Source organism: Lactobacillus kimbladii, from assembly GCF_000970755.1.
Taxonomy (GTDB): Bacteria; Bacillota; Bacilli; order Lactobacillales; family Lactobacillaceae; genus Lactobacillus; species Lactobacillus kimbladii.
The window spans coordinates 1,117,768-1,128,777 of the sequence record NZ_KQ034007.1; the positions used below are offsets into that span (position 1 = coordinate 1,117,768).

The window sequence follows — 11,010 nt, forward strand, 5'->3', positions numbered from 1 at the left end:
AAAAAGTAGAGGTAGTCAAAACTATTTTATTAATTAGATTTGTTTTTCTATTTGATAAAAAATTTGGGGATTTTTGTACTAATTTTATTTGTAAATTATATTTAAAACCTATCTCCTTTATTTAAATAAATCGTTTTGTCAAACTTATTTTGAATCTTCTGATTCAAATTGTGCGCTATCATAAATACCGTAACAGGACTATTAAGAATATTGTTAATTATTACCGCACTATTTTCTTCATCTATTGCCGAAGTACCTTCGTCAATTAACAAAAATTGATTTTCGTGAATCTCTGACCGAGCTAAAACTATTTTTTGCCTTTGTCCCCCAGACACATTCAAATTATTTAAGTTAATAATTGTCTCTTCTTTTGCAGCAAATTTATTAAGGTCCTGATTAAAACAGGTATTTTTAATTACTTGGTTTAGATTTTCTTCTAGATCTTTATTAAACATTGTTATATTGTCCTTGATACTTACGGGAAACAAAACGGGAAATTGAGGAATATAACCTAACTTTAAGTTTTGCGGATTAAGCTTGGTTTTATTCTGATCAAAAAAATTCACCGCACCAGTTGCAGGTTTCAATATACCCAAAAGCAATTTAAAGAAAGTAGTCTTGCCACTACCAGAATCACCAATTAATAAAACTTTTTCATGTGGTTTAATAGTGATATCTGGAAAAGTTAGTTTTTGACCGTTAGAAAAAATATAGCTTAAGTTGTGGGTCTGCAAACTTATAGGCTCTATACCCTCTGTTACATCAGTCACTGGAACACGATCTTTGGCAATTTTCTGATTTAATTGACCAGCAGAAGAAATTTGTCTAACTTCATTTGTAAGACTCTGTAATGCTTCTAATAAATTTGCACTAAAATTTTCAACGGTAACGATCACGCCAAAAGGAATAATTTTCTGTGTAATTAACAGAGCAGTGCCAATCAATAGAAAGAAATTTAACAAAACTGAACTTGCTTTATTCAAAACTGATAAGAATTGCATAGTCTTTGTGCGGTTAATATTTGCTTTTTCCAGTTTTTTCGAGGCTTTTGCCATTACAATTGAAAGTTTTTTTCCAGCCATAAAATTTTGCAAGTCAGTTAATCCATCCAACCAATTTTCTGCAGTTTTTAAATATGACGCGTTAGCTGAAGATAAATTTCGAACAGCTTTTCGCAAGGGTTTTCGTAAAAGGCGCGGGAGCAACAAATTTAAGCTGCCTAAAAATAATACTATTATTAACAAGCTCCAATGAAATGACCAGAGGACTAAGATAACAAAAAGAATTTGCGCAGCATAATACGGAATATCAGTATAAATGCTCAAAGAAGAGGATTTAATTAAGTTAAGATCATTTGTGAGTATGTTTTGTACTTTATTTGGACTGTGGTGAGCGTAATCATTAAAGAAATGGGCAATAATTTCTGCTCTTACTTGATGATTATATTGTTGAATTTGTTTTTCAATTAAATACTGACACAAATTCATGCCTAAATAACTAGCAAAATATAAAAGTAACACGATTAGGCAAAACAAAAGAAACTCATTTATCATTCTTTTGCGAATGAAAGAAAAGATATACGTACTGATATAACTTGTACCAATAACTAAGCCAGAAGTAATAAATTCTAGTAGTAAAATGATTATCATTCTAACTTTATTAGTTGAATACAATCCTTTAAACGTCATAATTAGCTTCACCTCGATTAGGGTCAATATTTATCACTCTATCAAACAATTTTTTAGTATCTTTAGTAAGATTATGAGCAATAACTATAATAGTTTGATCACTATTCAAAAGATTACTAATTATTTTGTTTGTTGCATTCTCATCAATGGCACTAGTAGACTCATCCGCTAAAATTACGGGCTTATTTTGGATCTCGTTACGTGCTAAAACAATCTTTTGTCTTTGACCACCGGAAAGATTATTTTTGTCAACATCAGCCAGCGTTTCTAGGCCAGCGGGAAAGGCAGCCAAATCTGACTCCAATTGAACTGATTTTACATATCTTTCAACAGCTTTATCTAATTTACTATTGAACATGGTAATATTTTCCTTGATAGATGCTGGAAATAGAAAATTGTCTTGCGCTAGATAACTTATTTGACTGCAACTAACTTTAACCTTGTTTCCTTTCTTATCACAAAAACATATTTCCCCACTAGTGGGCTTTAACTTACCCAAAAGTAGCTTAAACAGAGTCGATTTACCAGAACCGCTTCTGCCCTGCAATAGAATCTTCTCTCCCCTTCTTATAGTTATGTCAGGATAAGAAATTTCTCTGTTATTAGGATATTTATACTTTAAACTTCTAGTTTTAATTGTAGAAAAATTTGTTTCATTTGAGCATTCGACCGGTATATCTCTTTGCAATTTATTTAGTTGTTGGTTAATATTTTTAGTTGACTGCATTCTTGTTAATGCCGTAGTAATAGTCAACGCTGCATTAAAAATACTAGATGCAAAAGTTCCTGCAGCAATAATAGTACCGAAAGAAACAATTTTAGCGAAAAATAAAATTGTTGCTAGAAATGTCACAGCTACTTGAGAAAAAGAATTTGCGCAGCCATTAATAAACTGCGCTTGTCCCATGACTTTTTGCCTGTCAACATAAGTCTGCTCCAAATCTGCTCCCTTTTTTGTCAAATAATGATTGAAGGCATCAAATGCCAAATATCGTCTTAATTCAGCCAGACCATTAAACCACTGAAAAATTGTGTTTAAATATTTTTTATTTTGCTCAGAAATTTTTCTAGTCGCTTTATTAGCAGCTTTACGTGTTAATTTTGGTATCAATAAAGTGACAAAGACCAAACAAATCACTAATACAGCTATTGACCAATGAAACATGACTAAAGCAATGGTCGAAGTAACCATTACAAAAAGGGAGCTAAGTATACGCAAAACCTGATTACCATATTGATCGGTTAATAACTGCAAATTATTATTTAAATTATTTATCATTGCTTCTGTAGAATCAGATTCACTATGGAAATAATGCTTAACCAGCTTTTTTCTGATCAAGCCAATATATTGTTGCAGTTGCCTACTGTATAGCCACGTTGCCACAGAATTAATTATAAAGGCCACTAATCCTGTGATTAGACTAAGTAAAATAAAGTACAGAAACTGAGTGAAATGACTTTTATTCAGACTATTATAAGCAAACTTAATAACGTATGAGCTGAAGGCAGAACCACAGCCATAAATTACCACTAAAAATACGATCAAAATTGAATTTAAAACATTTGCTTTTATTAAGCTACTTAATTTCATTTTTATTGCCCATATTATTAACAAATTATTAAATATTTATTACATTATAGCGCGTAAAAATTTAAAATCAATTAAATCAGAAAAAACTATTTCAAGACCAAGAAAAAAAGGCATTGAGCTATGATATGACCCCCAAATTTAGGACAAATTTGGGGGTCACATCACTATACTGCTCAGTGTCTTTTCATATACATTTTCTTCTTTGTCTTGGTATTATTTATTCTTTATAACTAGACTTTGGTAATTGATGACACTAAATATTCAATTAGTCCCACAAAAAATCATTTTCCCGAACTTAAAGGTCTAATCCCATCAAATTTGAAGAATTAGTCCTTTAGTTAAACTTTCAATTAATACTAATAATATCTTATAATGCCATTTTTATCTGGCTTGCCATTCTCTTTAAAAAGCCTAATATAATTTTTGAATTCTTTTTTTACCCAACAAGGTGCGTCAGGTTTAATAGTCAAGTCAGATCCATTTTTACACCAGTATTTATAACCTTTTGGGCAACTCAACATCATATTTCTCCCTTTTTCATATTTCTCTATTTTAGAAGACAATCATTTAGGGTGAATAAAACATTAAATTTTACTGCAATTTTTCTTTTAATCTCTCAAAGAATCCTTTTTCCTGTGGTGTTATTGACCCACCACCGGCTTTGACAAAATCAACCAAAGCCTGTTTCTGCTTTTCATTGATTGACTTTGGAATCTGTACTTGAACAGTGGTTATTTGATCACCTTTACCATTGCCACGCAAATATGGAACACCTTCGCCACGCAAAGTAAATTCTTTATTAGGCTGTGTACCAGCAGGAATTTTTAATTTCTTTTCTCCATGTACGGTTTTAACATTAATTTCATCGCCTAAAGTTGCCTGGGCAAACGAGATTGGAACAGTAGTATAAATAGTAGTACCTTTGCGTTCGAAATCTTTTGATGGCTTAATACGATAACTGATATAAAGGTCACCATAAGGACCACCATTTTTACCCGCTTCTCCCTGGCCTTCATAACGTAATTGTTGTCCATTATCTATTCCGGCAGGAATATTAACTTCAATGGTATTTTTATTATCAATTACGCCTTTGCCATGACAAGTTTGGCAAGGATGCTCAATAATTACACCTTTACCGTGACATTTATCACAAACTGTCTGACGACGAATAACTCCCAACATAGATTTTTGGGTGATGGTCATATAACCAGTACCATTACATTTATCACAAGTTATCGGGTGTGTGCCTTTTTCTGCCCCGTTACCTTTACATGTCGGACAAGTTTCGCTCCTAGTGTAAGAAACTTGCGTCTTTTTGCCGGTAATAGCATCCATGAAGTCAATGGACAAAGTATAGTCTAAGTCTTCACCACGAGTTGGTGCTGTCGGGTTGGCGCGGCGCTGATTAGCTCCTGTTGCACCACCGAAGAAATCATTAAAAATATCTCCAAAATCACCAAAGCCACCAAAATCACTATATCCTTGACCTGCACCACCAAAGCCACCTTGACCATTAACCCCGGCCGATCCAAACTGATCATATTGTGCTTTCTTTTGCTTGTCATGCAAAACTTCGTAAGCTTCATTAACCTTCTTATACTTTTCCTCAGCACCCGGTTCATGGTTTAAATCAGGGTGGTATTTTTTGGCAAGTTTACGATAAGCAGAGGTAATTTCCTTATCACTGGCATTGCGATCAACACCAAGAACGCTATAGTAATCTTCTTGTGCCATCTATAAGCTCCTTAACTTTACAAAAGAAAAGAACTACTATTTGGCAGTTCTTTTCTAATTTATTCAATTATAAACCCTTTACTTATCTGGGTCTACCTTATGAAACTCGCCTTCACCTGCGGAACCACTACCTGAATTACCATCTTGGGATCCAGGATTTTGTGGTCCTGACTGAGGTCCAGCCTGTCCTTGTGCACCTTGAGCCCCACCATTAGCTTGGTACAATTTGACTGCTAGGTCTTGAGCAACTTTGGATAATTCATCCTTCTTAGACTTCATTTCATCCAAATTGTTGTCTTTTTGTGCCTTCTTCAAAGCATCAAGTGCATCTTGTACTTTCTTAGTGTCGTCATCAGATACCTTGCCTTTGACATCCTTCAAAGTCTTTTCTGTTGAGAAGATTAATTGGTCGACTTCATTACGAAGGTCAACTTCTTCTTTCTTCTTCTTATCCTCTTCAGCATGTTCTTCAGCTTCTTTTTGCATCTTCTTAATTTCTTCATCAGATAGACCGGATGAACTCTTGATAGTAATCTTTTGTTCTTTACCGGTACCCATATCTTTAGCAGAAACATTAACGATACCGTTCTTGTCAATATCAAAAGTAACTTGAATTTGTGGCACGCCACGGGGAGCTGCAGGAATATCAGTTAATTCGAAACGACCTAAAGTCTTGTCATCAGCAGCCATTGGGCGCTCCCCTTGCAAAACGTGTACGTCAACAGCAGGTTGATTGTCGGCAGCAGTAGAAAAGATTTGACTCTTGGATGTCGGGATTGTCGTATTCTTTTCAATTAACTTGGTGAATACACCACCCATAGTTTCAATACCTAGAGAAAGTGGAGTAACATCAAGTAAAACAACGTCCTTAACGTCACCAGAAATGACACCACCTTGGATAGCAGCACCTAAAGCAACAGCTTCGTCTGGGTTAATTGAGTGATCAGGCTCTTTACCAGCCCATTTCTTAACGGCATCTTGCACAGCAGGAATACGAGTGGAACCACCGTTTAAAATAACCTTGTCAATATCATTAACTGTTAATTCAGCATCTTTTAACGCATTATCAAACGGAATCTTAGTCTTTTCAACTAAGTCAGAAGTTAATTCATCAAATTTTGCCCTAGTTAAGTCTGCTTCTAGGTGTAATGGACCGGATTCACCAGCAGAAATGAATGGTAATGAAATATGAGTCGAAGATACACCAGAAAGATCTTTCTTAGCCTTTTCAGCAGCATCCTTTAACCTTTGTAAAGCCATTTTATCTTTAGAAAGGTCAACACCGTTTTCATCTTTAAAGTTCTTAATCAACCAATCAATAATCTTGTTATCGAAATCGTCACCACCAAGGTGAGTATCACCATTAGTTGAAAGTACTTGAAAGACTCCGTCACCTAATTGCAAAACGGAAACATCAAAAGTACCACCACCAAGGTCGTAAACTAAAACTTTTTCGTCTTCAGCATCTTTGTCAAGACCGTAAGCAAGTGAAGATGCAGTAGGTTCGTTAATGATTCTCTTAACATCAAGGCCAGCAATTTTACCAGCATCCTTAGTAGCTTGACGTTGGGCGTCATTAAAGTATGCAGGAACTGTAATCACGGCTTCTGTTACTTTTTCGCCTAAATAATCCTCGGAGAATTTCTTGATATATTGCAAAATCATAGCGGAAATTTCTTGAGGTGTGTATGCTTTATCTCCAATCTTAACCTTATAATCAGCTTCACCCATGTGGCGCTTAATTGAAGAAATAGTATTAGGATTAGTAATTGCTTGTCTCTTAGCAACTTCACCGACTTGAATTTCTCCATCCTTAAAAGCTACAACTGAAGGAGTTGTCCGATTTCCTTCTGGGTTAGTAATAATTTTTGGTTCCTTACCCTCAAGAACAGCAACCGCTGAGTTGGTAGTTCCGAGGTCAATTCCGATAACTTTTGACATTGATATGCTTCCTTTCAATTATTGTGCTACAACAACCATTGCTGGTCTTAAAGTACGATCTTTGTATAAATAACCTTTTTGCAAAACTCGCACAACATGATCTTTTTGATCATCATTTTCAGCCGCAACGGTTTGAACAGCCTGATGTAAATTAGGATCAAATTTTACACCTTCAGCTGTAATTTCACTGATTCCGTGATCTTTCATCGCTTTAACCAGTGAATCAAGGGTCATTTGTACACCCTTTTTAAGTTGCTTTGATGCTTCGTCATCAACTTTGGTAGCTAAAGCTCTTTCTAAATTGTCCATTGCTGGCAGAACATCTTTAGCCAAAGACTGTGATTCATATTTAATAAGTTGTGCTCTCTCGTTATTATAACGATTTTGCATATTTTGCATTTCCGCTTGGCTGCGCAAAAACTTATCTTCAAGATCATCTTTTTCTTTTTGCAACTGAGTCAAATTGTGCTGTAATTTACTTTCCAAAGATTCGGGTTTCTTTTTTTCGTTAGCCTTATCTTGAGAATCCTTTTTAGCTCCCTTTGATTCAGTTGTTTCTTTTTGCTCTTTTTTTGAATTTTTACTATTATTTTCTTCTTTACTCACGGCTAACCTCCTTTATTTGAATCTACCATAATAATCAAGCAGCTTTTTAGACAGCTCGTTTCTAAAATATTCAAGTAATCCTATGACTTGAGAATACGGCATATTATCAGGGCCAAGTAAAGCAATTATACCTTTTCCGTGGGTACCAACACTGTACTCTGCCGTAAGCAGACTATAATCCTTTAACAGATCATTGGACAGTTCAGATCCTAAGCTAACCCGAACAGGATAACGATCACTTTTAGAATTTTGCTCGCGATCCAAAAGTCTGGACATCAGATCATTATGTTCAATCATTTCATATAATGACCGCAAATTGGAAACATCACTTAAAGAAATGTTATTTAGCAAATTAATCTGACCATCGACATACATTTGCTCGCTGGCAGCATCACTAATCACATCTTCAACTAAATCTATTAATTCAGAAACATGAGCAGCTTTTAGCTTTTTTCCTAGAGTCTTTTTGAGAAAACCCGGTGTAACTTGATCTAAGGTCTTCCCTACTAGCTCATCGTTAATCATACGTACGGCACGTTCAATGTCATCACCATGAATATTATTTGGTAAATTATAAACCTGGTCATGAACATCACCATCACTAGTACCCAGAATGGCCATAATTTGTCTGCTAAATAGAGGCACAATACGAAAGCCTGTGATAGTTAAATCACTATTTTCAGGTCCCTCCGCAAATGCAGTGTAATTTGTTAAGTCAGACAAAATTTTAACCGCTTCCTGTACGATGTCATTTACTTGATGAAACGGCTGATCAAGCTGATTAATGATTTTCTTGTAAACAGAAGATGAAATTTGCAAAGGTTCAACTAAATTGTCAAGATAGTAACGGTAGCCTTCACTTGAAGGTACACGTCCACTTGACAAATGAGTTTTTTCAATTAAACCCTTATCTTCTAAAATCGCCATTTCGTTACGAATAGTTGCACTTGAAACTTTGATAGGCAACTGATTCATGACTGTTTTAGAGCCAACAGGATCATGTGTCTGCGTAAAATCATTGATAATAGTTTTTAAAATTAATTCTTGACGTTCGGTCAACATAAATATCGCCCTCACTTTTAGCACTCAATCCTATTAGGTGCTAACAATTAATATGATACTAGCTTTTAGCAGAATGTCAAGCTGAGTGCTAACTTTTTTACCAAAAAAGACCCATCTCTTTAAAATCAATCAAACTAATCAATATTTGCAAAATAAGTCTTAATTTCTGACTCGTCAGCGCTCATTTGTTTTTTTAGATCCTTCAAGTTATCAAATTTAATTTCGCCACGGGTATACTTATACCATTTGATTATTATTTCTTCATCATAGGCTTCTTGATCAAATCCAAATAAATTTGATTCAATATAAAGTTTTTTACCTTCATTAATCGTGACATTATAGCCAACACTTGTCATAGAGTCATACCACTTACCTTTGATCTTGGTTTTAGTAGCGTATACTCCAATTTTAGGAACCACTTTGTCCTCGGACCAAACAAGATTCGCAGTAGGAAAACCAAGCTTATGACCATTACGTAAACCGTGACCCACATAACCGGACATAACATACGGAGATCCCAATAACTTCGCGGCCAATTCCATATCTCCACTGGTAATAGCCTTTTTGATTTCGGTAGAGCCGATTTTTTGGCCATCATACGACTGTTTTGGAACATCAATAATATTGAATCTTCCTTTGGCAAATTTGGGGAAGTTTTTCATATTGGCAATCTGTTTGGGACCATAAGTATAGTCAAAGCCAGCTACAACTGTATCAGCATTTAGTTTAACAATAATCTTATCTACAAATTCCTGGGCAGTCAGTTTGCTAAATGCTTCATTAAAATGCATCACAAGCAAAAAATCAACTTTTAGCTCCTGCATTTTATAAGCTTTTTCAGCTAATGTATCAATATAACTAACTTCTTTATTCTGATAAATTTCTTTAGGATGCCGATCAAATGTCATTACTACTAATGGTAAATGCTTTTGAATTGCTTTTTCTTTTGCGATTTTGATTAATTCTTGATGACCACGATGAACGCCATCAAAAAACCCTAAAGCAAGAATTATTTTTTGAGGAATAATATTCTCCTTAAACGGGTATGTTAAATGGATAATTTCCATAATAAGACCTTCATTCACTTATTCATTTTGTAAAAGCATTAAATAAGGGCGATACATGGTACCATCTTTTTGATAAATTGCCTTAACTCTATTATTGTATCCTAATGCCACTTTTTTTGCATTCGTTTTCAGTGAAATCGTGGCACCATTTTTAACTTTGGCCCACAAATCTTTATCAATATCCTCATGAGCATAATTAGTGAAAAAAGAGTCAATTGGTTGAAGCAATTCAGTAACTTTATTTGGATTTTCTATAACTTCCGTCAATTTAACAGCCTGATTAATATTAAAGCCGGAACTAGAAGTGCGGCGCAAGTTTTTCATTACTGCCGGCACACCAAGCTTTGTTCCTAAATCATTTATTAAAGAACGAACATAGGTCCCTTTGCTACATTCAATTTCAAAATCAAAAACTTCTTGACCATTTTCTTTATCAAAAACAGGTTCATTTGCAAGATTGTAAGAAAAAATTTCAACTTGCCTTTTAGGCCTTTCAACTTTACTACCTGCTCTTGCATATTCATACAAATGCTTGCCATTCACACGGACGGCCGAATAAATAGGTGGTACTTGTTCTATTTTGCCCACAAACTCTTGCATAGCTTTTTGAATTTGATTTGCTTTAATTTCGGTAGTAATTTTTTTATATTCTGTCTTTTTGCCACTAATATCATAACTGTCAGTTGCAAAACCCAAAATTCCCTCTCCTGCATATTTCTTATTTTCCTTATGCATCAGTTCAATCAATTTTGTGGCCTGACCGATTGCAATTGGTAGCACTCCCGTAACGTCAGGATCAAGTGTACCTGCATGACCCATTTTTTTAATATGCAACACTTTGCGTAGATGATAGACAACATCGGCACTTGTCATGCCCTTATCTTTATCTATCACTAAAATACCATTTAACATTTTTAATCCCTTAACCATGAAAAAAGCGCTTCACAGCGCTTTTCTTAATTATTGCGATTTGCATCCTGCTTTTTTACTTCAGCGATTAACTGATCAATTTTACTACCATATCTAACTGAATTATCTCGTTTAAAAATTAATTCGGGCACTTTATAAACAGTTAGGACTTGTCCCAGCAAATGCCTCATCATTCCCTTAGCCTTATTTAAACCAGCAGCTGCTTCTTCTTCTTTTTTAGAATCTTCAGAAAGAATACTGTAGTATACAGTAGCATAAGAGAGATCATTTGTGCATTCAACCGCTGTAATTGTAACATCATTAACTCGTGGATCACGAATATTTTTACGTAAAATTTTCGTTAATTCACGGAGGATTTCTCCTTCAACACGACCTATTCTGTGTTTCATAC

At 34.8% G+C, this 11,010-nt stretch carries 9 protein-coding genes; all 9 read right to left on the reverse strand.

What is annotated here, in order from left to right; genetic code table 11:
* Positions 1-101 precede the first annotated feature (101 nt).
* On the reverse strand, positions 102-1,688 hold the full coding sequence (locus JF75_RS05660; RefSeq protein ID WP_046332217.1) for an ATP-binding cassette domain-containing protein: 1,587 nt from the start codon (positions 1,686-1,688) through the stop codon (positions 102-104).
* On the reverse strand, positions 1,678-3,279 hold the full coding sequence (locus JF75_RS05665) for an ATP-binding cassette domain-containing protein (protein WP_046332218.1): 1,602 nt from the start codon (positions 3,277-3,279) through the stop codon (positions 1,678-1,680). Before JF75_RS05665 ends, JF75_RS05660 begins: the two co-directional genes overlap by 11 nt.
* Positions 3,280-3,870: 591 nt before the next feature.
* Positions 3,871-5,013 (reverse strand): molecular chaperone DnaJ, encoded by a 1,143-nt coding sequence (gene dnaJ, locus JF75_RS05670; protein WP_046332219.1) that lies wholly within the window; start codon positions 5,011-5,013, stop codon positions 3,871-3,873.
* A 78-nt stretch (positions 5,014-5,091) separates the two neighbouring features.
* Positions 5,092-6,954 (reverse strand): molecular chaperone DnaK, encoded by a 1,863-nt coding sequence (gene dnaK, locus JF75_RS05675; RefSeq protein ID WP_046332220.1) that lies wholly within the window; start codon positions 6,952-6,954, stop codon positions 5,092-5,094.
* Between the two features lie 18 nt (positions 6,955-6,972).
* Entirely contained in the window at positions 6,973-7,560 is a 588-nt protein-coding gene (gene grpE / locus JF75_RS05680) for a nucleotide exchange factor GrpE (protein WP_046332221.1), read from the reverse strand.
* Between the two features lie 12 nt (positions 7,561-7,572).
* Positions 7,573-8,622, reverse strand: a complete 1,050-nt coding sequence (gene hrcA, locus JF75_RS05685; RefSeq protein ID WP_046332222.1) for a heat-inducible transcriptional repressor HrcA — start codon at positions 8,620-8,622, stop codon at positions 7,573-7,575.
* A 134-nt stretch (positions 8,623-8,756) separates the two neighbouring features.
* Positions 8,757-9,689 (reverse strand): riboflavin biosynthesis protein RibF, encoded by a 933-nt coding sequence (gene ribF, locus JF75_RS05690; RefSeq protein WP_046332223.1) that lies wholly within the window; start codon positions 9,687-9,689, stop codon positions 8,757-8,759.
* An 18-nt stretch (positions 9,690-9,707) separates the two neighbouring features.
* A complete protein-coding gene (gene truB, locus JF75_RS05695; protein WP_046332951.1) occupies positions 9,708-10,601 on the reverse strand; it encodes a tRNA pseudouridine(55) synthase TruB in 894 nt (297 codons plus the stop codon).
* 44 nt (positions 10,602-10,645) lie between these two features.
* Complete coding sequence (locus JF75_RS05700; RefSeq protein WP_046332224.1) at positions 10,646-11,008, reverse strand: ribosome-binding factor A; 363 nt, start codon at positions 11,006-11,008, stop codon at positions 10,646-10,648.
* Positions 11,009-11,010: the final 2 nt, after the last annotated feature.

What these genes read in the sequence shown, in the direction of transcription:
- JF75_RS05660 (WP_046332217.1), bottom strand. Translation starts at nt 1,688, where the DNA reads ATGACGTTTAAAGGATTGTATTCAACTAATAAAGTTAGAATGATAATC.
- JF75_RS05665 (WP_046332218.1), bottom strand. Translation starts at nt 3,279, where the DNA reads ATGAAATTAAGTAGCTTAATAAAAGCAAATGTTTTAAATTCAATTTTG.
- dnaJ (WP_046332219.1), bottom strand. Translation starts at nt 5,013, where the DNA reads ATGGCACAAGAAGATTACTATAGCGTTCTTGGTGTTGATCGCAATGCC.
- dnaK (WP_046332220.1), bottom strand. Translation starts at nt 6,954, where the DNA reads ATGTCAAAAGTTATCGGAATTGACCTCGGAACTACCAACTCAGCGGTT.
- hrcA (WP_046332222.1), bottom strand. Translation starts at nt 8,622, where the DNA reads ATGTTGACCGAACGTCAAGAATTAATTTTAAAAACTATTATCAATGAT.
- ribF (WP_046332223.1), bottom strand. Translation starts at nt 9,689, where the DNA reads ATGGAAATTATCCATTTAACATACCCGTTTAAGGAGAATATTATTCCT.
- truB (WP_046332951.1), bottom strand. Translation starts at nt 10,601, where the DNA reads ATGTTAAATGGTATTTTAGTGATAGATAAAGATAAGGGCATGACAAGT.
- JF75_RS05700 (WP_046332224.1), bottom strand. Translation starts at nt 11,008, where the DNA reads ATGAAACACAGAATAGGTCGTGTTGAAGGAGAAATCCTCCGTGAATTA.